The sequence below is a fragment of the Cellulomonas sp. plas2 genome (assembly GCF_057221735.1).
Window position 1 is genome coordinate 154344 of sequence record NZ_CM170155.1, and the last position, 22682, is coordinate 177025.

The following is a 22682-nucleotide window of genomic DNA, read 5'->3' on the forward strand; positions in this document are numbered from 1 at the left end:
GACCTCAGAGGCCGCCGGCCCCGAGGCGGGCGGCGATGGCGGCCGTCCGGTGCCGCTCGAGGTCGGCGAGGGCCGCGGCGTACGCGGCCCGGTCGCGGCGGCGGCCCTCGTCGCGCAGGGCGGGGCGGGAGCGCGGCGCCGCGACCTCGACGAGGAGCTCCCCGCGCACGCGGCCGAGCCGCAGCAGCACGCGGAGCGCGGGGGCGGGCGTCGCGGGGCCGGTGGCGGAGGTCGCGGCGGGGGCCGGGACACGGGTGGGGGCGAGGGCGGGGGCGAGCGTGCTCATGGTCGGTTCTCCGCAGCAGGGGGGATCTCGTCGGGGTTGACGGTCGCGAAGAGGCGTCCGATCCGGGCGCCGTCGGGCCGCAGGGAGGGGTCGGCGCGCCGCCCCGCGAAGCGTGAGGTCAGGTCGTGCACCTGACGGACGAGGTCGCGCATCTCCTCGGCCGTGGCCCAGAAGGTGGCGGACGTGACCGTGACGGTGTCGTCCCAGTCGGCGTTGCGAACGTGCGGCGCCTCGAGGAACGCCTTGACGCGCTCCACCTCGCGCAGCATCTGCAGGCCGGCGACCTCGGCGACGGCCCGCTCGGAGGCGGGGTCGTCGGGGTCGGGGTCGAGGGTGCGCTCGGTGGCCGTGACCCGCCACGGCTTCTCGCGTCCGCGGGCGGTGGCGGGCTCGATGAACCCGGCCTTGGCGAGCGTGCGCAGGTGGAACGAGCAGTTCGCCACCGTCTCGTCGAGGCGGTCGGCGCACTGCGTGGCCGTCAGCTCGCCCTCCTCGCCCAGCAGGCTGAGCAGGTCGAGGCGGACGGGGTGGGCGAGCGCACGGATCCGCGCCGGGTCGCTGACCCGCTGGACGGCGGGGGCGAGGGGGCGGGCGTCGGACGGGGTCGCGGACGGCATGGGTCGAGCCTAGAAGCGCAAGAACGCTTGCGCAAGAGGTGTTGCGAAAGAACTGTTGCGCTCGAGCCGGAGGCGGTGGCGGCCGCGATCGTCAGGCCGAGGCGCCGACCGCCGCCCCCGTCTTGCGCCCCAGCGCGCTCTCCGGCGTCACCCGCACGACGAGCGCGCCGGGCTCGACCCGCGCCTCCAGCCGGCTCACCCTGCCGATCACCTCGCCGTCGACCTGCACGGCCTCGCCCTCCGGGACGTCCACCTGCACGGTGCGGGCGCGCGCGTGGTCGATCCGGCCGATCTTGTTCGGGAGCTCGTTGCGCAGGCCGACGCCCTGCAGGACCACCTCGCCGAGGAGCTGCGCCCACCCGACGAGGCCGCCGCGCGTGTCGATCGACGCCACGTCGAGGACGCCGTCGTCGAGCTCGGCGTCGGGGAGCAGCATGATGCCGCCGGGCAGCCGGCCGCAGTTGCCGACCAGCAGCGAGCGGAGCCGGACCGCCTGCCGGTCGCCGTCGTCGAGGCCGACCTCGGCCCGGATCCGGCGCCCGTGGAGGTGGCGGACCCCGCCGACGAAGTAGGCGATCCACCCGACCCGCGCCTTGAGCCCCTCGTCGGTGTCGGCCACCATCGCGGCGTCGAACCCCAGGCCGGCGATGACGAGGAAGATGTGGTCGCGCGGCTCGTCGGTGTCGGCGGGCCGGTCGTCGGCCGCCTCCGCGATGTCGTCGCGCACCTGCGACTCCCAGCGCTCCACCCGCAGCTGGCCGACGTCGATGGCGCGGTCGACGCCGTCCAGCGCGATGTCGAACGCGCCCATGGGGTCGTTCAGCGGGATGTCGAGGTTGCGTGCCAGCAGGTTCCCGGTGCCCAGCGGCATGAGCCCCATCGGCACGCCCGTGCCGAGCAGCCCCTCCGCCACGGCCCGGACCGTGCCGTCACCGCCCACGGCGACGACGAGGCGCGCCCCGTCCTGCACGGCCTGACGCGTCTGGCCCACGCCGGGGTCCTCCGCCGTGGTGTCGTACCAGAGCGGCTCGGGCAGGTACTGCTCGGCACAGGCGCGCCGCACGGCCCGCCGCAGGCCGGGGACGTCGGGCTTGGTGGGGTTGGCGACGAACGCGACGAGGGGTCCCTGCCGCTCGGGCAGGGCGGGCCCGCCGCCGACCGCCGGGGCGGGAGCGGCGGGCAGCGGCGGCGCCGTCGCCAGCCGCTCGAGCGAGGCCGACACGCGCCGGCTGCGCGCGTTGATCATGAGCGCGAGCACGAGCGCCGCCCCCGCGAGCAGCACCGCGACCACGGCCAGGCCCTCACCCCATGTCATGGCCGCAATCTACGCAGCGGGCACCGGCGCGGCCCGACGGGTCCGGGTGCCGTACCCGTCGTCGCCGACGAGACTCGGGGGACCGCCGGCCCCGTGGCCGGTCCGACGGACGAGGGAGCACCACATGCGCCGGGGACGACCGCTGAGGGGGCGCCGCATCGCCGTCCTGGCCACCGACGGGTTCGAGAAGGCCGAGCTCGTCGTGCCGGTGCGGGCGTTGCAGCGCGCCGGTGCGCGGGTCGAGGTGGTGTCGCTGCGGCGCGGCCGGATCCGCGGGATGAACCTGCACCAGCCCGCCACCGCGTCCGCGTGGACAGGACCGTCGGGCGTGCGGACCCGGCCGGCTACGACGGCCTGCTCGTGCCCGGTGGCTTCATCAACCCCGACCTGCTGCGCCAGTCGGCGCAGGCGCGGGCGTTCGTCCGCGGGTTCGCCGCGACCGGGCGACCGCTGGTCACGCTGTGCCACGGGCCCTGGGTCCTGGCGTCCGCCGGGCTGCTCCAGGGCCGGACGCTCACGTCGTGGCCCGGCATCCGCGACGACGTGGTCAACGCCGGTGGCACCTGGCTGGACCGTCCGGTCGTGCGGGACGGCAGCCTCACCACCAGCCGCGGCCCGCAGGACCTGGCGCTCTTCGTCCCCGCGATGCTCGACGCGTTCGCCGGGCCGGGGCGAGGGACCGGCCACGGGGCGGCAGGACGGGCGGCGCGACGCGCGGCACGGCACACGGCACAGGACACGGCACGGGACACGGCACGGGACAAGGCACGGGACACGGCACGGCACACGGCACGGGCGACGGCCGCGGACCCGCGCCCGGCGCCTCCGGGTTCCGACCCCCAGCGCGAGCAGCCGCCGGGCCTGGCGGCCGCCGCGCTGCGCCGCGCGCCGAAGCCGTCCCTGGCGGCGGTCGTCGGCGTGGCGCTGGCGGGCGTCGCCGTCCGTGCCCGTCGTGCCGGCGCAGGTGGTCCGGCTGCCCGGGGCGGCGGTGGCTAGGCTCGGACCGTGATCGACCTGCGACTCCTCCGCGAGGACCCCGACGCCGTCCGCGCGAGCCAGACCGCACGCGGCGACGACCCCGGGCTCGTCGACCAGGTGCTGGAGGCCGACGCGCGGCGCCGGTCCGCGCTGACGGGCTTCGAGACGGTCCGGGCGGAGCAGAAGGCGCTCGGCAAGCAGGTGGCGGCCGCGCAGGGCGAGGCCAAGCAGGAGCTCCTGGCGCGGGCGAAGGCGCTCGCGGAGCAGGTCAAGGGTCTGCAGGCCGAGGCGGACGCGGCGGAGACGGCCGCGACGGAGCTGGCCCGGCGGATCGGCAACGTCGTCGAGGAGGGCGTGCCCGCGGGCGGCGAGGACGACTACGTCGTGCTCGAGCACGTCGGCAGCCCGCGGGACTTCGCGGCCGAGTACGGCGAGGGCTTCCGCGTCCGCGACCATCTCGAGCTGGGCGAGGGGCTGCGCGCGATCGACACCGAGCGCGGCGCCAAGGTGTCCGGCGCGCGGTTCTACTTCCTCACCGGCGTCGGGGCGCGGCTGGAGCTGGCGCTGCTCAACGCCGCGGTGGACCGCGCCCTCGCCGCTGGCTTCACGCCGACGATCACGCCGACGCTGGTCAAGCCCGAGGTGATGGCCGGCACGGGCTTCCTCGGCGCGCACGCCGACGAGATCTACCGGCTCGAGGCCGACGACCTGTACCTCGTCGGGACGAGCGAGGTGGCCCTGGCGGGGTTCCACGCCAGGGAGGTGCTCGACCTGACGAGCGGGCCCCTGCGGTACGCCGGGTGGTCGGCCTGCTACCGGCGCGAGGCCGGCTCCTACGGCAAGGACACCCGCGGCATCATCCGCGTGCACCAGTTCCACAAGGTGGAGGCGTTCACCTGGACGACGGTGGAGGACGCCGCCGCCGAGCACCGCCGGATCCTGGCGTGGGAGCGGGAGATGCTCGACCTCGTCGAGCTGCCGTACCGCGTCATCGACGTGGCGGCCGGGGACCTGGGGTCGAGCGCCGCCCGCAAGTTCGACTGCGAGGCGTGGCTGCCGAGCCAGGGGCGCTACCTGGAGCTCACGTCCACCTCCAACTGCACGACGTTCCAGGCGCGCCGGCTCGGCGTGCGGGAGCGGACCGCCGACGGGCAGCTGCGCCCGGCCGCGACGCTCAACGGGACGCTCGCGACCACCCGCTGGCTCGTCGCGCTGCTGGAGAACCATCAGCTCGAGGACGGGTCCGTCCGGGTGCCCGAGGGGCTGCGCCCGTACCTGGGCGGGCTCGACGTCCTGCGACCGGTGGGGGTGACGGCATGAGGCGGACACGGCTGGTGGCGCTGGACGTCGACGGGACGGTCATGTCCTACGACGGGGTCATCTCGCCGGCGGTCACGGCGGCGGTCGGGGCGCTGCGGGACGCCGGCATCCACGTGGTGCTCGCGACCGGGCGCGGCCCCCACTCGGCCGTGCCGGTGGCGCGGCAGCTCGGGCTCGACGAGGGCTGGGTCGTCTGCTCGAACGGCGCCGTGACGGCCCGCGTGTCGCCGCTGTCCGACGACGGGTTCGAGGTGGTCCAGGCGGTCACCTTCGACCCCGGGCCGGCGCTGCGGGCCATCGCGCTGGAGATCCCCGACGCGCTGTTCGCCGTCGAGGACCTGGGCCACGGCTTCCGCGTCTCGGGCGAGTTCCCGGCGGGGGAGCTGTCCGGGAAGGTCGAGGTCGTGCCGTTCGAGGAGCTGTCGGCCGAGCCCGCCACGCGTGTGGTCATCCGCGCCCCGCAGGCCGAGCCCGAGGAGTTCCGCGCGATCGTCGAGCGCGTCGGCCTGCACGAGGTCGAGTACGCCGTCGGCTGGTCCGCCTGGCTCGACCTCACGCCCGGCGGCGTCTCGAAGGCGAGCGCGCTGGAGTTCGTCCGGCAGGACCTCGACGTCGAGCCGTTCGGCACGGTGGCCGTCGGCGACGGCGCCAACGACATCGCGATGATCCGCTGGGCGGCGCGCGGCGTGGCGATGGGCCAGGCGGCCGACGAGGTGCGCGCCGTCGCCGACGAGGTCACGGGCACGATCGACGACGACGGCCTGGTGCCGGTGCTGCTCAGCCTGCTGGAGCGGTGACGCACGTCCCGGCGCCCGCGCTGTTCGTCGTCTCCGGCCTCACGCAGTACGTCGGCGCCGCGGTGGCGGTGGGGCTGTTCGCGGTCCTGCCGGCGCCGACGGTGGCGTGGCTGCGGGTGGCGGTCTCCGCGCTGGTGCTGCTGCCGTTCGCGCTGGCGACGAGGGCAGCCGACCGGCGACGCGCGGCCGGGGGCAGTGCCGGGGGCAGTGCCGGGGCCGAGGGCGAGGACGCCGCGCCCGTCGTCGAGCCCTGGCGGGCCGCCGGGACCGCGGCGCTGTTCGGCGTCGCGCTGGCGCTCATGAACGTCTCGTTCTACGTCGCCATCGACCACCTGCCGCTGGGCACCGCCGTGGCGGTGGAGTTCCTCGGGCCGGTGGCGGTCGCCGCCGTGACCGGGCGGGGGTGGCGCGAGCGCGGCGCCGTGGCCGTCGCGGCCGCCGGCGTGGTGCTCCTCGCCGGCGTGACGCTGGAGGGCGGCGACGACGGGACCGTGCCCGTGGTCGGCCTGCTCGCGGCCCTCGGGTCGGCGGCGGCCTGGGCCGCGTACATCGTGCTGGGCCGGCGCGTCGCGCGGCAGGCGCCGCGCGGGCTCACGGGCCTGACGGTGGCGATGGCCGCCGGGGCGGTCGTGCTCGCTCCCGCGCTGGCCGGTGACGCCGGTCCGCTGCTCGACGACCCGCGGCTGGCGCTGCTCGTCGTCGCCATCGCCGTGTGCTCCTCCGTGGTGCCGTACGGGCTGGAGCAGGTGGTGCTGCGCCGGGTGAGCGCGGCGACCTTCGCGGTCCTGCTGGCCCTGCTGCCCGCCACGGCCACCGTCGTCGGGCTCGTCGGGCTGTCGCAACGTCCTGCACCGCTCGACCTCGTCGGGCTGGTGCTGGTGTCCGTCGCGATCGCGCTGACGGCCCGGCGGACCGGCGGTGGTGGCCGGTCCGCCGGGCGCGGCGGTGGTGCAGGTGCAGGTGCAGGTGCAGGTGCAGGTGCGGTCGGTCGCGGCCGCGTCAGCGGCCGAGGAGCCGCTCCAGCACGCCCTTCTTGACCTCGGTCGCGCGCTCCTGCTCGCCGGCGAAGGCGCTGACGACGACGAGCGCGCCCGTCAGCGCCGGGATGACCCACTGCAGCACGTCGAGCTGGCGCTGCGCGGCGGCGACGGAGTCGGGCGTGGTCGCGGTCGGCGTCGTGCCGTCCTGCGCCGGCACGTCCGTCTGCGCGGAGACCTTGCGGCCGAGCACGCGGCTGTAGCCCGTGGCGGCCAGGGCCGCGGCGGTCAGCGCGGTCTTGCCCGCGGCCATGGAGGCGACACCGCTCTGGGCGGCGATGCGGCCGCTGTTGGAGCCCACCTGCGCGACGCTGCCGAGCAGGTGCACGCCGATGGCGACGGCGTTGACGGGCGTCCACCGGTCCCAGCCGGTGTTGGCGACCGCACCGGAGCCGGAGGCGGTGGGCGCGGCCGCGGCGGCGGGGTTGAGGGCGACGGCGTTGGCGAGCGTGCCGCCGAACCAGGCGGCGAGACCGAGGTCGTGCAGCGAGCGGGACAGCGTCGAGCGGGCCACAGGGGCCAGGGGTGCCGCCGTCCCGACGACCTCCTCCCCGCCCCTACCTGCGAGCGGTCAGAGGTACTGGCCGGGACCGGGGCGCTCGTCGCCGGGCTGGCCCGGCTGGCCGGGCTGGCCCTGGCCGGCGACCGGGACGACCATGCCGCGCTGGCCGCCCGGCGGCAGGCCGCGGCGCAGGCCCGTGATCTGCTGCTGGGCGGCCATCTGCTGGGCGACGATCGCCGTCTGCAGGCCGTGGAACAGGCCCTCGAGCCAGCCGACGAGCTGCGCCTGCGCGATGCGCAGCTCCGCGTCGGACGGGGCGTCGTCGGCGACGAACGGCAGGGTGATGCGCCGCAGCTCGTCGACGAGCTCCGGCGAGAGGCCCTCCTCCAGCTCCGTGAGGGACCGGCCGTGGATCTCGGCCAGGCGGGCGCGGGCGGCCTCGTCGAGCGGGGCGGAGCGCACCTCGTCGAGCAGCTGCTTGACCATGGTGCCGATGCGCATGACCTTCGCGGGCTGCTCGACCATCGAACCGAGGTCCTCGCGGCGGCGGCCGTCGCTCTCGCCGGCGGGCGGGCCCTCGTCGGGGGAGCCGACCTGCGGGCCGCCGGAGGCCGGCAGGACGAGGACGCGGGGGTCGGTGGGCTCGGGGGTCGCCTGGGTCACGCCCTCGATGATGGGTGCCCCCGGCGCGACGCGCACCCGCGGCTCAGACCTCGAGCGCGAGCGAGCCGAAGACGCCGCCGGCCTCCAGCGTGCGGTGCGCCTCGTCGGCCCGGTCGAGGGGGAGGGCGGCGTGCAGGCAGGGACGCAGCGTGCCGTCGACGACGTGCGGCCACACGTGCGTGCGCAGCCCGGCGACCACCGCCCGCCGCTGCGCCAGCGGACGCGAGCGGAGGCTCGTCCCGGCGACGCTCAGCCGCCGTGCCAGCAGCAGGCCCAGGTCCAGCCCCGCGCGGGTGCCGCCCTGCAGCCCGATGACGACGAGGCGGCCGTCGGGCGCCAGCACCGCCAGGTTGTCGGCCAGGGCCGCGGCGCCCACGACGTCGAGCACGACGTCGACGCCCGCGCCGCCCGTCGCGGCCAAGACCTGCTCGACGAGGTCGTCGGCGCGGTGGTCGAGCACCGTGGGGACGCCGAGGTCCCGCACGCGGGCGACCCGGTCCGGGCCGCCCGCGGTGGCCAGCACCTCGAGCCCGAGCGCCCGGCCGAGCTGCACCGCCAGGGTCCCGACGCCGCCGGACCCCCCGCGCACGAGCAGCCCCTCCCCGGGGCGCGCGTGCGCGACCTCGAGGTTCGACCAGGCGGTGGCCAGGGCCTCGGGCAGCACCGCCGCCTCGGCCGCGGACAGGTGCTCCGGCCACGGCAGCGTCAGCCCGGCGTCGACGACGGCCCGCTCGGCGTAGCCCCCGCCGGGCAGGAGCGCGACGACGCGGTCGCCCGGCGCGGGCGTCGGGGTGTCACCGGGGGCCGCGTCGTCCGGCGGGCCGACGGCGGCGACCACGGCGGCGACCTCGAGGCCGGGCACGTCCGACGCACCGGCGGGCGGCGGGTAGAGCCCGCGCCGCTGCAGGAGGTCGGCGTTGTTCAGGCCGGCGGCGTGGACCTCCAGCAGCACCTCGCCCGGACCCGGCACGGGGTCCGGGACCTCCCGCACGACGAGCTGCTCGGGACCACCGGGACGGGCGACGACGACGGCACGCACCCGGCGACCGTACCGGGCGCCTCAGCGGTCGACGCGGGCGCTGCCGCCGCCGGCCAGCTTGAGGACCTCGGCCTTCGTCACCATCGTCGTGTCGCCGGGGGTCGTCATCGCCAGGGCGCCGTGCGCGGCGCCGTACTCCACGGCGGTCTGCAGGCTCTCGCCCTCGAGCAGGCCGTAGACCAGGCCCGACGCGAACGAGTCGCCGCCGCCGACGCGGTCGAGGATCTCCAGGCGCGGGCGGTGCGTGGCCTCGACGAGGCCCGTCGGCCGGGACCACGCCACGGCGCCCCAGTCGTTGATCGTCGCCGTGTGCACGCCGCGCATCGTCGTCGCCACCACCCGGAAGTTCGGGAAGTCCGCCACGGCCTTCTCGATCATGGCGCCGAAGGTCGACGCCTCGAGGTCGGACAGGTGCTCGTCGACGCCCTCGACCTCGAAGCCGAGCGAGGCGGTGAAGTCCTCCTCGTTGCCGATCATCACGTCGATGTGCCGGGCGATCTCCCGGTTGACCTCCTGCGCCTTGGCCTTGCCGCCGATCGCCTTCCACAGGCTCGGGCGGTAGTTGAGGTCGTAGGAGACGACCGTGCCGTGGCGCTTGGCGGCCGTGACGGCCTCGATGACGGTCTGGGCCGCCGTCTCGCTGAGCGCCGCAAAGATGCCGCCGGTGTGCAGCCAGCGCACGCCGAGCTCGCCGAACAGGTGGTCCCAGTCGACGTCGCCGGGCCCGAGCTGGGACGCGGCGGTGTGCCCCCGGTCGGAGACGCCCACGGCCCCGCGGACGCCGAAGCCGCGCTCGGTGAAGTTCAGGCCGTTGCGCACGCCGCGGCCGATGCCGTCGTACGGCACCCAGCGCACGAACTGCGTGTCGAGGCCGCCGGTGAGCATGAGGTCCTCGACGAGCCGGCCGATCTCGTTGTCGGCCAGCGCGGTGACGATGGCGCCGCGCATCCCGAACGCCCGCCGCATCCCGCGGGCGACGTTGTACTCCCCGCCGCCCTCCCAGGCGCGGAAGGAGCGGGCCGTGCGGATGCGCCCCTCGCCGGGGTCGAGCCGCAGCATGACCTCGCCGAGGGAGACGACGTCGTAGCGGCAGTCGGCGGCCGGGCGGACGGCGAGCCCGGTGTCGGAGGGGCCGGCAGGGGTGGCGCTCGGGGTGCTCATGGTGGGAGGTCCTCGCTCTCGTCGGTGGGGGCGTCGGGCTCGGGCGGCGTCGGGCGTCAGGCGGGGACGGGGCTGCCGGCCAGCGCGACGGCCTCGGCCGTCAGCTCGCGGACCGCGGCGAAGTCGCCGGCTGCGATGCGGTCCTTGGGCACCATCCACGACCCGCCGACGGCGGCGACGGCGGGCAGGGCCAGGTACTCGTGGAGGTTCTTCGGCCCGACCCCGCCGGTGGGGACGAACCGCACGCCCCCGAAGGGCGCGGCGAGCGCGGCGATGGCCGGCGCGCCTCCCGAGGTCCCCGCGGGGAAGAACTTCACCGTCGTCAGGCCGAGCTCGAGGGCGGCCTGGATCTCCGTGGCGGTGACCGCGCCCGGCAGCGCGAGCACGCCGTGCTCCGCGCAGCGCTCGACGACCGCGCGGCTGGTGCCGGGGGAGACGACGTAGGACGCGCCGGCGGCGACGGCGGTGTCCACCTGCTCCGGCGTGAGGACGGTCCCGGCCCCGACGAGCACGTCGCCGCGGTCGGCCATCGCGCGGATCGCGTCCGCCGCGGCGGCGGTGCGGAACGTCACCTCGGCGACGGGCAGCCCGCCGTCGACGAGGGCCTGCGCGAGGGGGGCCGCGTCCGCGGCGTCGTCGAGCACCACGACGGGCACGAGCCGCGCGGCGGCGAGCTGGGCGAGGAGGTCGGCCATGGGTCCTGTCCGGGTCGGGATGCGACGTTCCGGCTGACGGAACAAACGATTCGCTGTACGGAACCCATCGTGTCACAGCGGGATCAGTCGGCGACACCCTCCGGCAGCGCCAGTCCGGCCGGGAGGAGGGGCGGGAGCACCTCCGCCACCGTGCGGCGGAGCGCGTCGACGCGGTCGGGCGTCATCCGCTCGGCCGGTGCCGTGACGCTCACCGCCGCCACCGCGGCGCCCGAGCGCAGCAGCGGGACGGCCACGCAGGAGATGCCGGCCTCGTTCTCCTCCACCTCCGTGGCCCAGCCCCGCTCCCGCGCGCGCTCGACGGCGTCCCACGCGCGGGCGGCGTCGGCGGCGTGCTCACCCGCCACGGCCTGCACGTATCCCTCCAGCGCCTGCCGTCCCGTCCCGCGCCACGCGAGCAGGGCCCGCCCGAGCGCGGTGGTCACCGCCGGGACGCGGCGGCCCACCGCCGACCACACCCGCAGCGCCCGTGCCGGCTCCACCTTGTCGAGGTAGACGACGTGGCTCCCGTCCAGCACGCCGAGGTGGACGAGCTCGTCGGCCGCGGCGGACAGGGCGACGAGCGCCGGGTGCAGCAGGACGGGCAGGTTCTCCTCCCCGAGGAAGTCGTCCGCGAGCCGCGTCGCGGCGGGACCCAGCACGTAGGCCCCGCGGGCGTCCTGCACGACGAACCCGCGGAACCGCAGCGCCGCGAGCACCCGGTGGACGGTGGCCTTGCTGAGTCCGAGCGTCCCCGCGAGGTCGGCCAGCGCGAGCCCGCGCGGCCCGGCCGGCGCCAGCGCCTGCAGGACCAGCAGCGCCCGGTCGACGGCCTCCACGGGCGACGAGCCGGCCGGCCCGGGGCGGGTCGCGGCGGGCACGTCGGCGGGGGTGCCGGGGGCGGCGGCGCCGCGGGGCTGGGCCGGGGACGGCGGCGGGGGCGTCATGGGGCCAGCCTCCCAGGCGGCGCTCTCGTCGCGGTGGCGTGACGGGCCGGGGACGGGTCTCCCGCCGGGACCTCCCCGTGAGCCAGGATGACGGCGTGACCGAGCCGCTCGACACGACCGCCCCGCACGTGCCCTCCGTCCTGTTCGTCTGCGTGAAGAACGGCGGCAAGTCCCAGATGGCCGCGGGTCTCATGCGGCAGGCTGCCGGCGACGCCGTGCGGGTGGCCTCCGCCGGCACCCGGCCCGGGGACGCGGTGAACGCGCTGTCGGCCGAGGTCCTGCGGGAGGTCGGCGTCGACATCACGCGGGAGAGGCCGCAGCCCGTGACCGACGCGCTCGTCGCCGAGGCGGACCTCGTCGTCGTGCTGGGGCGGGAGGCGGTCGTCGAGCCGGCGGACGGCACGCCCGTGGAGACCTGGGAGACCGACGAGCCGTCGGAGCGCGGCATCGACGGCGTCGAGCGCATGCGGCTCGTGCGCGACGACATCGCCGCGCGGGTGCGCGAGCTCACCGCGCGGCTGTCGGCCCGCTGACCGCGGTCGCAGCGCCTGCCGTAGCGGCGTCGCCCGCACCGACGCCACCGCCGTCCCGGTCGGCGGCGCCCGGTACCGGTCGGCACCTGCCGAGATCGATCGAGGGACGGCTGGGTGCGGAGCGCGCCGTCATCACGGCGTGACGCCGGCGTGTCGCCCGGGACGCGCCGGTGCCGGCCACGCGATCCGCACCGGCCCGCCACGGAGGTGGTCCTCCGGTGCGGCGTCCGCGGCGGGGACGGGGGCGCGGTCGGCGTGTCTCCCCGGGCACGCCGACCGCGCAGCCGCACGCCGCACCGACGGACCACCCGTCCCCGCGGGCATCCGCGCCGGCACCCCCTGGTGCTGCAGGACCGGCACCGCCCCGCCGCCGCTAGGCTCCAGGTCCTCGGGAGGGCTGTCTGAGCGGCCGAAAGAGACGGTCTTGAAAACCGTTGGGGCGGGACACCCCCGTCCTCGTGGGTTCGAATCCCACGCCCTCCGCCCGGGAGCCCCGCCACGTCAGCCCGCGGTCTTCGCGGCCGCCCCCAGGATCACGTCCGTCACCACCTCCGGCCGCGAGACCGTCACGGCGCGCGAGGCGTCCACCTCGACGAGGTGCGCGCCGGCACGGTCGGCCGCTAACCGCGACAGCTCGCCCGGCACCGCGAGGTCCTGCAGGGCCGACAGGGACCAGGACTGGACGGTCTTCCACGCCGCCCGGGTGGCGGGGGCCGGAACGCGGCGAGCGCCAGGGGCCGCTGCGTGGCGACCGTGCGCCGGGCCACGACCGAATCGACGTGGACCGCGAACAGCTCGTGGAACTGCTCGGGGTCGATGTGGAGATCCGTCCCCGCCCCGACCCCGAGAGCTCGGGGTCGACTCCCGCAGGAATCCGGCGGTGCACTCGGGCAGCGTCCGACCGGCTGACGCGGGTGGTGCACGTCGCCCCGCCAGCGGTGGTCGGTCCGGAGCCGCGGGCCTACCGTCGTGGGGCACCCTCCCGAGCCCGAGGAGCACCGTGGTCCCCGCCATGCCGCCCGAACCGTCCGACGTCCGGGCGCACGACGACGCGGGCCTGCCCACCGGCGCGCCCACGGCGGGGTTCTCGCTGCTCGGCGCCTGGCGCCTGCCGTCGACCGCGGGACTCGCGGGGCTGCGCGGCGGTCTGCTCGACACGCTCGAGGGCGAGGGGGCCGGTCGCGTACGGGACGTGACCAGCCAGGAGGTCGTGCTGGTGGCGTCCGAGCTCGCGACGAACGCGCTCGAGCACGGCGGTGCGCCGGCGGACGTGCGCCTGCTCTGCGACTCGCGCTGCTACCTGCTCGACGTGGCCGACCCGGGCGTCGACGCCCTGCCCGTCGTCGCCGGGGTGCGGCCCGCCGGGGCCGGCGGGTTCGGGCTGCTCATCACCCAGCGGCTCTCCGAGAGCCTGGGCTGGTACGCGGACGGCCCGACGAAGCACGTGTGGGCCACGGTCGGGCCCCACCCGTGCTGACCGGGCGGGTCATGGCCGAGCACCACCACGCTCGACGAGCGGACGGGCCGTCCCCCGCCTAGCGTGGGCCGGGCAAGGATCCCCGAGCAGTGGAGGACGTCATGGGTCTCGACGACAAGATCAAGAACGCGGTCGAGGAGGGCGTCGGCAAGGTCAAGGAGGCCGCCGGACGCGCCACCGACGACGAGCGCCTCGAGGCCGAGGGTCACCGCGACCAGGCCTCGGCGAACACCAAGCAGGCGGGCGAGAACGTCAAGGACGCGTTCCGCGCCTGATCGACTCCTGGTCGACTCCGGGTCGACTCCGGGTCGACTCCGGGTCGACTCCCCACAAGGGCCCGGTGCACACCTCGTGCACCGGGCCCGCGTGCGTCCCGCGGACGGGTGGTGTCGGGGCGGTCCCCGTCCCGACGCGGCGCCCGGGCGGGCGCACGCCCCGCGAGTGGGCACAATGGGGGGATGGAGTCCTCCCCGTCGGCGGCGTCCGCGCCGTCGCACCACCTCGACGACGCCGCCGCGGCACCGTCCGGCGCCGTCGTCGTCCACCCGGAGGACGCCCGCGTCGTCGTGACCCTCACGGGGGACGTCGACGCCGCGCTCGTCGACGACCTCCAGCAGGCCGCCGTCGACACCTCCGAGACCGGGAAGCCGGTCGTCGTGGACGCCTCCGGCGTCGACTTCATCGATTCCTCCGGGCTGAAGTTCCTCGTCCGCGTGGCGACGCGCAGCCCCGAGGGCACGCTGACCCTGGCGGGGCCGTCCCCGGCGTTCCGCTTCCTCCTCGAGACGGCCGAGCTCACCGACGTCCTCCGCGTGGTCGACGAGGTCCCGCCTGCCGCCTGAGGAGCCCGGGCCCGCCGCCCGAACACCTGCCGCACACCCACCCCGCCCGCCCCCTTCAGCCAGGAGAGAGAGCCCGTGGCCGAACCCGCCGCCGCGTCCCCCGGGTCCGTGCACGCCTCCGTGCACGCCTCCGTGCACGCCTCCGTGCACGCCTCCGTGGGTCCTGCGGGGCGCGCCGGCGCCGGGGCGCACGACGTCCGCGCCGCGGCCGACGCGGGCCTGCCCGAGGCACTTCCCGAGGCGGGTTTCGACCCGGTGCGGTTCTGGGTCCTCGCGTCGGTGCGTCAGCTCCAGGCCCTGCGCGGCGAGCTCGTCGCGGCGCTGACGGCGGACGGCGGCCAGGGCGCGGCCACCCGAGAGGTCTCCGTGGCCAGCGCCATGGCGCTCGTGGCGTCCGAGCTGGCGACGAACGCGCTCGAGCACGGCACGCCGCCGACGACCGTGCGCCTGTCCGTGCGCGGTGACACGTACCTGCTGGACGTCGCCGACCGCGAGCTGGGGACGCCGCCGGTCGTGGCCGGGACGCGTCCGGCGGGCGACGGCGGGTTCGGCCTCATGATCGCCCAGCGCCTCGCGCAGGACGTCGGCTGGTACACCACGGAGCAGACGAAGCACGTGTGGGCCACGTTCTCCCGGTCGCAGCAGGCCTGACGACGCACCGGCCCGGCATCGGCCGTCCGGGTGATCCTCGGCGTGCGGGGCCCGCTCGGCGCGCGCGCCCTCGTCGCCCGCGCCACGATCACGTCTGTCCGCACCGGGCGGACGCAGGCGGGCGCAGGGGGCGGACGCGGCACGCCGTCGGAGCAAGGAGGCACGACGTGGGCATCGGCACGGGCATCTTCCTCATCGTGGTCGGCGCGATCCTGGCGTTCGGGGTCGCCCCGGACACCTGGTCGGTCGCGGACCTCAACGTGATCGGCTACATCCTCATGGGCGCGGGCGTCCTGGCCCTCGTCCTCTCGCTCGTCCTCATGCGCCAGCGCACGCGGACCAGCCACCACGAGGTCGTCGAGCGGTACGACAACCGGACGCCCCCGCCGGCGGTCTGACCGGCAGCGACATCGACGAACGCAACCGGAGGGGTCGTCCGAGCGGACGGCCCCTCCGCCTCGTCGGTGCGAGGGCTACGGTCGGACCATGGCGACGGCCCCGGCGGCACCACCGGCACGCCGCAGCGACGCGGCGCGCAACCGTGCGGCGGTGCTGGCCGCGGCGCGCACGCTGCTCGACGAGGATCCCGCCGCCCTCACGATGGGAGCCGTCGCGCGGGCGGCCGGGGTCGGCACGGGGACGCTCTACCGGCACTTCCCAACGCGCGCGCACCTCGTCGAGACGCTGGCCGGACCGGCCCTGGCGGCCCTCGCCGAGCGGGTGCGCGCCGCCTCGCTCGACGACGCCGCGCACGCGGTCGTCGCCGCCCTCGTCGCCGACCGAGCGGTCGCCGACGCGCTGCGGGCGCCGGACGCCGTGACCGCCGAGGGCGCGGCGGCGCGGGCGGCCGTGCTGGGCGGGCTGCGGCGGGCGCTCGTCCGTGACCGCGCGCAGCGGCGGCTGCGCCGCGACGTCACGGTGGAGGACCTGCTGCGGCTGCTGTGCGGGGCCGAGCACGCGGCGGCCCTGGGGGCGCCGGCCGTGGCGGGTCCTGCGGCTGGTCCCGCGGCCGCGTCCGACGGCGACGCCCGGCGACGCCGGTACGTCACCGTGGTGCTGGCGGGCCTGGCCGACGAGGGCTGACGCCGGCGAGCGCCAGCACGGTCCGCAGCCCCGCCGGCGTGCCCGGCCAGTGCCGCTCGACCGCACCTGCACCCGCCCGTCGCACGACGTGCCGCAGGACGAGCGCGACGGCGACGGCGTCGTCGGCGTAGCCGAGCACCGGCACGACGTCCGGCACGAGGTCCAGCGGCGAGGCCAGGTAGACCAGCAGCACCCCCAGCCACACCCGCGACGAGCGCGGCACCGCCGGGTCGCCCAGCAGCCGCCGGACCAGCCGCACGACGTCGGGCACGAGCCGCGCCGCCTCCCGCCACCCCGTCGCGTCCCCGTGCCGCCTCTGCTCGCGCCACAGCACGACGAGCAGCGCCACCCACACGAGGGCCAACCCCGCCAGCACGCCGAGCACCGGTCCGAGCCACCACCCGGGCAGGCCGTCGGGGAGGTCCACGCCGGCGACGGTACCCGTCGTCGTGCGCGGCCCGGCACCCGCACGCGATCACGGATGGCATCCGGAACACCCGCGACGTCCCGCCGGTTGCGCCGGGGGTGACCGCTCTCTCCGTCCTCGACCTCGTACCCGTCCGCTCGGACCAGTCCACGGGCGACGCCGTCGCGGCCAGCCTCGCGCTGGCCCGCACCGCCGACGCGCTCGGGGTCACCCGGTACTGGGTGGCCGAGCACCACAACATGCCGGCCGTCGCCGCGACGAACCCCCCGGTGCTCATCGGCCTCATCGCCTCGGCCACGCGTCACCTGCGGGTCGGGTCCGGCGGCGTCATGCTGCCCAACCACGCGCCGCTGGTCGTCGCCGAGCAGCTCGCGCTCCTCGAGGCGGCGTTCCCCGGCCGGATCGACCTCGGGCTCGGCCGCGCCCCGGGCTCCGACCCCGTGACCAGCCACGTGCTGCGCCGGGGCGTGCGCGACGACGGCGTGGACACCTTCCCCGACGACGTCGCCACCCTGCAGGCCCTCCTCGGCCCCGACGGCGTCGAGGTCCGGCTGGGCGAGCGGACCTACGGCCTGCGCGCCACCCCGCGGGCGACGAGCGCGCCGCAGCTGTGGCTGCTCGGCTCGTCGATGTACTCGGCGCAGCTCGCCGCGAGCCTCGGCCTGCCCTACGTCTTCGCGCACCACTTCGCCGGGCGCGGCGTCGACGAGGCGGTCGCGCTGTACCGGCGCGAGTTCCGGCCGTCGGAGGCGCTCGACGCGCCGCGGACGGTCCTCGTCGCCAACGCCGCCGTGGCCGCGACGGAGGCCGAGGCCCGCCGCCTGGTCCTGCCGCAGGCCCGCAGCATGTTCCGGCTCCGCAGCGGCCTGTCGCTCGAGCCGCAGGAGCTCGTGGAGGACGCGGAGGCCGCGCCGCTGCCCGTGACCGCGTCAGGCCTGCTCGACGACCTCACCGCCGCCTGGGTGGTCGGCACGCCCGAGGCCGCGGCCGCCGAGCTCGTGCGCCTGGCGGACCGGATCGGCGCCGACGAGGTCATGGTCCAGCCGGTCACGGGCGAGGTGCGCGGCACCGACCCGCGTCGCTCCCCGCACCGCGAGGAGACGCTGCGCCTCCTGGCCGCCGCGCTGGGCACGGTGCCGCGCCCGGAGGACGGGCGGCAGGCCGGGTCGGAAGACGGGTCGGCGGCCGGGTCCGACAGGGCCGTCGCGGGCCGGGAGCCGCAGCCCGTCGGCGCCTGAGACCTGAGGCGGACCACCCGGACGGCCTGGCGGCGGACGGCCTGGCGGCGGGCGGTCCCGGCAGGGCAGAGTGGGAGCCCCCGCCCGTGGCGTGGGGACCGGCAGGGAGGGGCCGCGTGGAGGAGCTGATGACGGTGGTCGCCGTGGCGACGGCCGTCGCCGCCGCGCCGTCCGCCGTCTGGGCCAGCGCGGTCGTGCACCGACGCGGCGGCGCCCGCGGCCTGCTGCCCGGCGGAGCCGGCCGGGTGCGCCGCGAGCAGGCCCGCACGCGGACGCGGGTGCTGCGTTCGCTCGAGACGCTGCGCCGCCTGGGTCGTCGCGCCGGGCCGCGGGAGCACCTCGTCGTGCGGCGGCTGGTGAAGGACGTGCGCGTCTACCTGCGCCAGGTGCCGCTCGACGAGCAGGACCTCGGCGTGCTGGCCGTCCGGCTCGAGCTGCTCGCCGAGGGGCTGCCGCTGCACGTCGCCGCTCGGCGGGCGCCCCACCAGGTCAGCGACGGCCCGCAGGTGCGCCGCGCGTGGACGGGCCTGCTCGACGCCACCGCGGAGGAGGCGGCGGCCCTGCACCGCAGCCGCTCGCGGGCGGCGGTGGCCGGGCTGATCGGCGCGGCGGAGGCGCTGGCCCTCGAGCGCGGCGACGAGGTGACGGCCGCCCTGGACGAGGCCCGCCGGCTGGACGGCCGGCGCCCGGACGGTCGCCGGGACGTCGGCCCCCGCGCGGGTCGTCCCAGGACCGACGCGTAGCCTGCCGGGGTGACCCGCGCGCTCGTCGTCTCCCGTCCTGCTGCTCGTCCTGGTGCCCGCCCTGCCACTCGTCCTGCTGCTCGTCCGGGTGCCCGTCCCGGCGCGCTCGCGCTCGTCCTGGGGCTGCTCCTGGCGCTCGCCGGCGGCACGCTCGCCGCCCGTCCGGCCGCGGCGCACGACGCGCTCGTCGGCAGCGACCCGGCCGCCGGGGCCGTCCTCGACGCCGCGCCCACGCAGCTCGTCCTCACGTTCTCCGGCGACCTGCTGGACCTGTCCCAGGAGGTCCGGGTCACCGCCCCGGACGGGACCGACCTGCCGGGCCTGGCCCCGGTCGTGGCCGGGCCGCAGCTGACCGTGCCGCTGCCCGAGGAGCTGGGCGCGGGTGCCTACACGGTGCTGTGGCGCGTCGTGTCGGGCGACGGCCACCCGATCGAGGGCACGTTCGACTTCAGCCTGTCCGACGCCGCCGCCCCCGCGCCGACCACGGCCGCGCCGACGCCCTCGTCGTCGGCGGACGCGACGGACCCGACGACGGCCGCGACCGGCGGGCCGACCACGGGCCCGACGGGCGAGCCGACCAGCGAGACGACCAGCGAGCCGACCAGCGAGACGACCACCGGCCCGTCGCCCGACGCGACGCCCACGGCGGCCGGCGAGGACGGCAGCGACGACGGCCTCGGTGCCGGCATCTGGATCGGCGCCGGGACCGCGGTCCTCGCGGGGATCGTCGCCGCGGCGTGGATCGCCCTGCGCCGTCCCCGCGACGACGGCTGAAAACCGTTTGCAGGTCGTGCAAGCACGTGACGGGACGGGGCGCGTCCCGCTAGCGTGGCCGGGTGACCCAGACCGCTGACCAGATCACCACCCCGCAGCACTCGGTCGAGGGCTTCGTGCAGGACTTCCTGCGCGAGCTCCAGTTCGGCCAGGGGATGTCGATGTCCCGGGCGTCGACGAACGACCAGTACCTCGCCCTCGCGCGGACGGTGCGCACGCACCTCATGTCGCGCTGGCTGCGCACGCTGGACCACCAGCGCGACGTGCAGGCCAAGTCCGTGGCGTACCTGTCGGCGGAGTTCCTCCTCGGCCGGCAGCTCGGCAACGCGCTGCTGGCCACCGACCTCGAGGAGATCGTCGAGGAGGGGCTGGCGTCCCTCGGCATCGACCTGCAGCGCCTGCGGTCGATGGAGAAGGAGCCGGGGCTCGGCAACGGCGGCCTCGGGCGGCTGGCCGCGTGCTTCATCGACTCCCTCGCGACGATGAACATCCCCTGCATCGGGTACGGCATCCGCTACGAGTACGGCATCTTCCGGCAGACCTTCGTCGACGGCTGGCAGGTGGAGAAGCCCGACGCGTGGCTGGCGCAGGGCTCGCCGTGGGAGTTCCCGCACCCCGAGGCCGCGGTGACGATCGGCTTCGGCGGCCGCACGGAGGCCTCGACGGTCGACGGCCGCCTGGTCACGCGGTGGATCCCGGACTGGCAGGTCCAGGCCGTGCCCTACAACTACATGGTCCCGGGCTACCATAACGGCCGCGTCAACACGCTGCGCCTGTGGTCGGCGGCGGCGACGGAGTCCTTCGACCTGTCGATCTTCAACGCCGGTGACTACTCGGCCGCCGTCCGCGCGCAGACCGCCGCCGAGAACATCTCGAAGGTGCTCTACCCCGAGGATTCCACGCCGCAGGGCAAGGAGCTGCGCCTGCAGCAGCAGTACTTCTTCGCCGCCGCGTCGCTCAAGGACTTCCTCGACAACGTCCTGCCCGAGGGCTTCGACCTGCACCGGCTCGACGAGCGCATCGTCTTCCAGCTCAACGACACCCACCCCGTCATCGCGATCCCCGAGCTCATGCGGATCCTGCTCGACGAGAAGGGCTGGGACTGGGACGAGGCGTGGGCGCTCACGCAGCGCTGCTTCGCCTACACCTGCCACACGCTGCTGCCCGAGGCGCTCGAGGTCTGGTCGGTCGAGCTGCTGGGCCGGCTGCTGCCGCGCCACCTCGAGATCATCTACCGCATCAACGAGGACTTCCTCGCCGAGGTGCACACCGCCTACCCCGACGACGAGCTGCGCGTGCGCCGGATGTCGATCATCGCCGAGCACCCCGAGCGGGCGGTCCGGATGGCCTACCTCGCCACCGTCGCCGGCACGAAGGTCAACGGCGTCGCCGAGCTGCACTCCCAGCTCCTGCGGGACAAGGTGCTGCAGGACTTCTCGGAGTACATGCCGGAGAAGTTCACCAACGTCACCAACGGCGTCACGCCCCGCCGCTTCGTCCGCCTGTCCAACCCGCGCCTGTCGTCGCTCATCACCGAGGCGATCGGCGACGGCTGGGTCACGGACCTGGACCGCCTGCGCGAGCTGGAGCCCCTGGCCGAGGACGCGGAGTTCCGCCGCCGCTTCCGCGAGGTCAAGGCCGCGAACAAGACCCGCCTGGTGGACCTGCTCAAGGTCCGCGACGGCATCGAGGTCAGCCCCGACTCGATGCTGGACGTCATGGTCAAGCGCCTGCACGAGTACAAGCGCCAGACGCTCAAGCTCCTGCACGTGGTGTCCCTGTACGACCAGGTGCGCCGCGGCGACCTGGCGGCGTCGGACATCACGCCGCGGACGGTGACGTTCGGGGCCAAGGCCGCGCCCGGCTACAAGATGGCCAAGCAGACCATCGGCCTCATCAACGCCGTCGGCCGGACCATCAACGCCGACCCGGTGCTCGAGGGCCGGCTGCGCATCGCCTTCCCGGCCAACTACAACGTCACGCTGGCCGAGCGGCTCATCCCCGCGGCCGACCTGTCGGAGCAGATCTCGCTGGCCGGCAAGGAGGCGTCGGGCACGGGCAACATGAAGTTCGCGCTCAACGGCGCGCTGACCATCGGCACGGACGACGGCGCGAACGTCGAGCTCCGCCAGCTCGTCGGCGACGAGAACTTCTTCCTCTTCGGCCTCACCGAGCCGGAGGTCGCCGAAATCGTCGAGAAGGGCTACCGCCCGACCAGCTTCTACGAGTCGAACGCGACCCTGCGGCACGCGCTGGACCTCATCGCCTCGGGCGCGTTCTCCGACGGCGACCGCCGCACGTTCGAGCCCATCGTCTCGAACCTGCTGTACGAGGACCGCTTCCTCGTCCTGGCGGACTTCCAGGCCTACCTCGACGCGCAGCTCGTCGTCGAGCGGGCGTACGCCGACCCGGACGCCTGGGCGCGGTCGGCCGTGCTCAACGTGGCACGGTCGGGCTTCTTCTCCTCCGACCGCTCCATGCGCGACTACCTCGACCGCATCTGGCACGCGGAGGCGGCGCCCGTCCCGACGGCCTAGTTGTACTGCCCAGGCAGGTTGGTCAACCTGGTGATCGGTGGGACCTTGCCGATCGCTGAGTGGGGCCGGTGGTGGTTGTACTGGTGGAGCCATCCTGGCAGGGCGGCGCGGCGGGCGGTCTCGGACTTGTAGTGCCGGGCGAAGGCCCAGCCGGCGGCCATGGTGCGGTGGAACCGTTCGATCTTGCCGTTGGTCTGCGGCCGGTACGGACGCGTCTTCTTCACGGTGATCGCGAGCTCGGCGCAGGCGTCGCGCCATGCGTGGGACTTGTAGGCCGACCCGTTGTCGGAGAGCACCCGCTCGACGCGCACGCCGCGGGCGGCGAACCAGACCACCGCCCGGCGCAGCACACCCACGGCGGTGGCCGCGGTCTCGTCGTCGTGGATCTCGGCGTAGGCCACCCGGGAGTGGTCGTCGATGACCGTGTGAACGAACGCGGTGCCCATCTTGGGGTCACGGTGCGCATTCTTCGGCTTCCCCGCAGTGGCAGCGCGGTGCCGCTTGCCCTGCTGGCGCCCGACGAAGCGCCACCCGCCGCCGTCGGGGATGTTGCCGAGCTTCTTGACGTCCACGTGCAGCATCGCCCCGGGGCGTTCGTGCTCGTAGCGGCGGATCGGCTCGCCGGTGCGGATGTCGACGTGCGAGAGCCGGTTCAGCCGGCACCGCACCAGCACCGCGTGCACGGTCGAGGCCGCCATGCCCACCCGGGCGCCGATCTCGATCGGTGACAGTCGCTTCTTCCACCGCAGGTGCACCACCCGGCGGACTTGGTGCGGCGGGGTCCGATTCGCGACCCGGTACGGGCGGCTCGAGCGGTCGCTCATGCCCTCGGCCCCGGCCTGCCGGTACCGGTCAGCCCACCTCTTGGCGGTCGGCCAGGACACGTCGTACCGGCGGGCGGCCACCGCGACCGGCCAATCCTCCTCGACGATCAGACGCGCCAACCGCAGACGCGCACGCGGAGTCAGAGCAGCGTTAGCGTGGGACACGAAGACCTCCTGGTCGTGGTGCGGAACGTCAGCA

General features: G+C 76.0%; 27 protein-coding genes, 1 tRNA gene and 1 pseudogene. 17 read left to right on the forward strand and 12 right to left on the reverse strand.

From position 1 onward, the window contains the following. Window positions 1–4 precede the first annotated feature (4 nt). From AC2TDM_RS00685 to AC2TDM_RS00695, 3 genes are all read right to left on the reverse strand, one after another. Window positions 5–286: a hypothetical protein gene (locus AC2TDM_RS00685; RefSeq protein ID WP_484635498.1), complete on the reverse strand. Its 282-nt coding sequence runs from the start codon at window positions 284–286 to the stop codon at window positions 5–7. After that, window positions 283–903 (reverse strand): ArsR/SmtB family transcription factor, encoded by a 621-nt coding sequence (locus AC2TDM_RS00690; protein ID WP_090032253.1) that lies wholly within the window; start codon window positions 901–903, stop codon window positions 283–285. The genes AC2TDM_RS00685 and AC2TDM_RS00690 overlap by 4 nt, the downstream gene beginning before the upstream one ends. 91 nt (window positions 904–994) lie before the next feature. Continuing rightward, window positions 995–2218, reverse strand: coding sequence for a diacylglycerol/lipid kinase family protein (locus AC2TDM_RS00695; RefSeq protein WP_484635499.1), 1224 nt, complete (start codon window positions 2216–2218; stop codon window positions 995–997). A gap of 124 nt (window positions 2219–2342) precedes the next feature. On the opposite strand from AC2TDM_RS00695, the pseudogene AC2TDM_RS00700 reads away from it, so the two are divergent. From AC2TDM_RS00700 to AC2TDM_RS00720, 5 genes and pseudogenes are all read left to right on the forward strand, one after another. Then, window positions 2343–2489 (forward strand): annotated as a pseudogene (locus AC2TDM_RS00700) (DJ-1/PfpI family protein); the annotation flags it as partial. Window positions 2490–2527: 38 nt separating this feature from the next. Continuing rightward, window positions 2528–3214 carry a DJ-1/PfpI family protein gene (locus AC2TDM_RS00705; RefSeq protein WP_203708767.1) on the forward strand — a complete coding sequence of 229 codons (687 nt, stop codon included), beginning with the start codon at window positions 2528–2530 and terminating at the stop codon, window positions 3212–3214. 9 nt (window positions 3215–3223) lie between these two features. After that, window positions 3224–4516, forward strand: a complete 1293-nt coding sequence (gene serS, locus AC2TDM_RS00710; protein WP_090032257.1) for a serine--tRNA ligase — start codon at window positions 3224–3226, stop codon at window positions 4514–4516. Then, window positions 4513–5313, forward strand: a complete 801-nt coding sequence (locus AC2TDM_RS00715; protein ID WP_090032259.1) for an HAD family hydrolase — start codon at window positions 4513–4515, stop codon at window positions 5311–5313. The genes serS and AC2TDM_RS00715 overlap by 4 nt, the downstream gene beginning before the upstream one ends. Beyond that, on the forward strand, window positions 5310–6350 hold the full coding sequence (locus tag AC2TDM_RS00720; protein WP_090032261.1) for an EamA family transporter: 1041 nt from the start codon (window positions 5310–5312) through the stop codon (window positions 6348–6350). Before AC2TDM_RS00715 ends, AC2TDM_RS00720 begins: the two co-directional genes overlap by 4 nt. Here AC2TDM_RS00720 and AC2TDM_RS00725 read toward each other — a convergent pair. From AC2TDM_RS00725 to AC2TDM_RS00750, 6 genes are all read right to left on the reverse strand, one after another. Next, entirely contained in the window at window positions 6313–6864 is a 552-nt protein-coding gene (locus tag AC2TDM_RS00725) for a hypothetical protein (RefSeq protein ID WP_090032263.1), read from the reverse strand. The genes AC2TDM_RS00720 and AC2TDM_RS00725 overlap by 38 nt on opposite strands. A gap of 57 nt (window positions 6865–6921) precedes the next feature. Next, complete coding sequence (locus AC2TDM_RS00730) at window positions 6922–7515, reverse strand: bacterial proteasome activator family protein (RefSeq protein ID WP_484635500.1); 594 nt, start codon at window positions 7513–7515, stop codon at window positions 6922–6924. Window positions 7516–7558: 43 nt separating this feature from the next. Continuing rightward, complete coding sequence (locus tag AC2TDM_RS00735; protein WP_484635501.1) at window positions 7559–8554, reverse strand: NAD(P)H-quinone oxidoreductase; 996 nt, start codon at window positions 8552–8554, stop codon at window positions 7559–7561. A gap of 21 nt (window positions 8555–8575) precedes the next feature. Continuing rightward, on the reverse strand, window positions 8576–9715 hold the full coding sequence (locus tag AC2TDM_RS00740) for a sugar kinase (RefSeq protein WP_484635502.1): 1140 nt from the start codon (window positions 9713–9715) through the stop codon (window positions 8576–8578). 56 nt (window positions 9716–9771) lie between these two features. Continuing rightward, window positions 9772–10410, reverse strand: coding sequence for a bifunctional 4-hydroxy-2-oxoglutarate aldolase/2-dehydro-3-deoxy-phosphogluconate aldolase (gene eda, locus AC2TDM_RS00745; RefSeq protein ID WP_484635503.1), 639 nt, complete (start codon window positions 10408–10410; stop codon window positions 9772–9774). An 83-nt stretch (window positions 10411–10493) separates the two neighbouring features. Beyond that, window positions 10494–11354, reverse strand: coding sequence for an IclR family transcriptional regulator (locus AC2TDM_RS00750; protein ID WP_484635504.1), 861 nt, complete (start codon window positions 11352–11354; stop codon window positions 10494–10496). 95 nt (window positions 11355–11449) lie between these two features. Here AC2TDM_RS00750 and AC2TDM_RS00755 point away from each other — a divergent pair, with 95 nt between their 5' ends. Together AC2TDM_RS00755 and AC2TDM_RS00760 are read left to right on the forward strand one after the other, a co-directional pair. Continuing rightward, the gene (locus tag AC2TDM_RS00755) at window positions 11450–11887 is read left to right on the forward strand and encodes an arsenate-mycothiol transferase ArsC (RefSeq protein WP_484635505.1); all 438 of its coding nucleotides are present in this window, start codon (window positions 11450–11452) and stop codon (window positions 11885–11887) included. A gap of 391 nt (window positions 11888–12278) precedes the next feature. Next, window positions 12279–12370 (forward strand) — tRNA-Ser (locus AC2TDM_RS00760). Window positions 12371–12388: 18 nt separating this feature from the next. Here AC2TDM_RS00760 and AC2TDM_RS00765 read toward each other — a convergent pair. Beyond that, window positions 12389–12532, reverse strand: coding sequence for a hypothetical protein (locus AC2TDM_RS00765; RefSeq protein ID WP_484635506.1), 144 nt, complete (start codon window positions 12530–12532; stop codon window positions 12389–12391). A gap of 367 nt (window positions 12533–12899) precedes the next feature. On the opposite strand from AC2TDM_RS00765, the gene AC2TDM_RS00770 reads away from it, so the two are divergent. The 6 genes from AC2TDM_RS00770 to AC2TDM_RS00795 all read left to right on the forward strand — a co-directional run bounded on the left by AC2TDM_RS00770 (window position 12900) and on the right by AC2TDM_RS00795 (window position 15940). Further along, window positions 12900–13364, forward strand: a complete 465-nt coding sequence (locus tag AC2TDM_RS00770) for an ATP-binding protein (RefSeq protein WP_484635507.1) — start codon at window positions 12900–12902, stop codon at window positions 13362–13364. A 101-nt stretch (window positions 13365–13465) separates the two neighbouring features. Further along, window positions 13466–13639, forward strand: a complete 174-nt coding sequence (locus AC2TDM_RS00775; protein WP_090032473.1) for a CsbD family protein — start codon at window positions 13466–13468, stop codon at window positions 13637–13639. Between the two features lie 183 nt (window positions 13640–13822). After that, window positions 13823–14206, forward strand: a complete 384-nt coding sequence (locus tag AC2TDM_RS00780) for an STAS domain-containing protein (RefSeq protein ID WP_090032278.1) — start codon at window positions 13823–13825, stop codon at window positions 14204–14206. A 75-nt stretch (window positions 14207–14281) separates the two neighbouring features. Continuing rightward, window positions 14282–14857 (forward strand): ATP-binding protein, encoded by a 576-nt coding sequence (locus AC2TDM_RS00785; RefSeq protein WP_484635508.1) that lies wholly within the window; start codon window positions 14282–14284, stop codon window positions 14855–14857. 167 nt (window positions 14858–15024) lie between these two features. Beyond that, window positions 15025–15255 carry a DUF6458 family protein gene (locus tag AC2TDM_RS00790; RefSeq protein ID WP_090032282.1) on the forward strand — a complete coding sequence of 77 codons (231 nt, stop codon included), beginning with the start codon at window positions 15025–15027 and terminating at the stop codon, window positions 15253–15255. Window positions 15256–15343: 88 nt separating this feature from the next. Next, entirely contained in the window at window positions 15344–15940 is a 597-nt protein-coding gene (locus AC2TDM_RS00795; RefSeq protein WP_484635509.1) for a helix-turn-helix domain-containing protein, read from the forward strand. Here the strand turns inward: AC2TDM_RS00795 and AC2TDM_RS00800 are convergent. Further along, a complete protein-coding gene (locus AC2TDM_RS00800) occupies window positions 15903–16367 on the reverse strand; it encodes a YkvA family protein (RefSeq protein ID WP_484635510.1) in 465 nt (154 codons plus the stop codon). The genes AC2TDM_RS00795 and AC2TDM_RS00800 overlap by 38 nt on opposite strands. Before the next feature lie 98 nt (window positions 16368–16465). Here AC2TDM_RS00800 and AC2TDM_RS00805 point away from each other — a divergent pair, with 98 nt between their 5' ends. The 4 genes from AC2TDM_RS00805 to AC2TDM_RS00820 all read left to right on the forward strand — a co-directional run bounded on the left by AC2TDM_RS00805 (window position 16466) and on the right by AC2TDM_RS00820 (window position 21659). Then, entirely contained in the window at window positions 16466–17605 is a 1140-nt protein-coding gene (locus AC2TDM_RS00805) for an LLM class flavin-dependent oxidoreductase (protein WP_484635511.1), read from the forward strand. A gap of 128 nt (window positions 17606–17733) precedes the next feature. Further along, window positions 17734–18348, forward strand: a complete 615-nt coding sequence (locus tag AC2TDM_RS00810) for a hypothetical protein (RefSeq protein ID WP_175499391.1) — start codon at window positions 17734–17736, stop codon at window positions 18346–18348. Window positions 18349–18357: 9 nt separating this feature from the next. Next, window positions 18358–19122, forward strand: a complete 765-nt coding sequence (locus tag AC2TDM_RS00815; RefSeq protein WP_090032290.1) for a copper resistance CopC family protein — start codon at window positions 18358–18360, stop codon at window positions 19120–19122. A 62-nt stretch (window positions 19123–19184) separates the two neighbouring features. Further along, complete coding sequence (locus AC2TDM_RS00820) at window positions 19185–21659, forward strand: glycogen/starch/alpha-glucan phosphorylase (protein WP_484635512.1); 2475 nt, start codon at window positions 19185–19187, stop codon at window positions 21657–21659. Here the strand turns inward: AC2TDM_RS00820 and AC2TDM_RS00825 are convergent. Then, window positions 21656–22648, reverse strand: coding sequence for an IS481 family transposase (locus AC2TDM_RS00825; RefSeq protein WP_484635513.1), 993 nt, complete (start codon window positions 22646–22648; stop codon window positions 21656–21658). The genes AC2TDM_RS00820 and AC2TDM_RS00825 overlap by 4 nt on opposite strands. Window positions 22649–22682: the final 34 nt, after the last annotated feature.

Bases quoted from the DNA above. Each gene is read 5' to 3' on its own strand.
- AC2TDM_RS00685 (WP_484635498.1), bottom strand. From the start codon at position 286: ATGAGCACGCTCGCCCCCGCCCTCGCCCCCACCCGTGTCCCGGCCCCC.
- AC2TDM_RS00690 (WP_090032253.1), bottom strand. From the start codon at position 903: ATGCCGTCCGCGACCCCGTCCGACGCCCGCCCCCTCGCCCCCGCCGTC.
- AC2TDM_RS00695 (WP_484635499.1), bottom strand. From the start codon at position 2,218: ATGACATGGGGTGAGGGCCTGGCCGTGGTCGCGGTGCTGCTCGCGGGG.
- AC2TDM_RS00715 (WP_090032259.1), top strand. From the start codon at position 4,513: ATGAGGCGGACACGGCTGGTGGCGCTGGACGTCGACGGGACGGTCATG.
- AC2TDM_RS00740 (WP_484635502.1), bottom strand. From the start codon at position 9,715: ATGAGCACCCCGAGCGCCACCCCTGCCGGCCCCTCCGACACCGGGCTC.
- eda (WP_484635503.1), bottom strand. From the start codon at position 10,410: ATGGCCGACCTCCTCGCCCAGCTCGCCGCCGCGCGGCTCGTGCCCGTC.
- AC2TDM_RS00750 (WP_484635504.1), bottom strand. From the start codon at position 11,354: ATGACGCCCCCGCCGCCGTCCCCGGCCCAGCCCCGCGGCGCCGCCGCC.
- AC2TDM_RS00770 (WP_484635507.1), top strand. From the start codon at position 12,900: ATGCCGCCCGAACCGTCCGACGTCCGGGCGCACGACGACGCGGGCCTG.
- AC2TDM_RS00775 (WP_090032473.1), top strand. From the start codon at position 13,466: ATGGGTCTCGACGACAAGATCAAGAACGCGGTCGAGGAGGGCGTCGGC.
- AC2TDM_RS00780 (WP_090032278.1), top strand. From the start codon at position 13,823: ATGGAGTCCTCCCCGTCGGCGGCGTCCGCGCCGTCGCACCACCTCGAC.
- AC2TDM_RS00795 (WP_484635509.1), top strand. From the start codon at position 15,344: ATGGCGACGGCCCCGGCGGCACCACCGGCACGCCGCAGCGACGCGGCG.
- AC2TDM_RS00810 (WP_175499391.1), top strand. From the start codon at position 17,734: ATGACGGTGGTCGCCGTGGCGACGGCCGTCGCCGCCGCGCCGTCCGCC.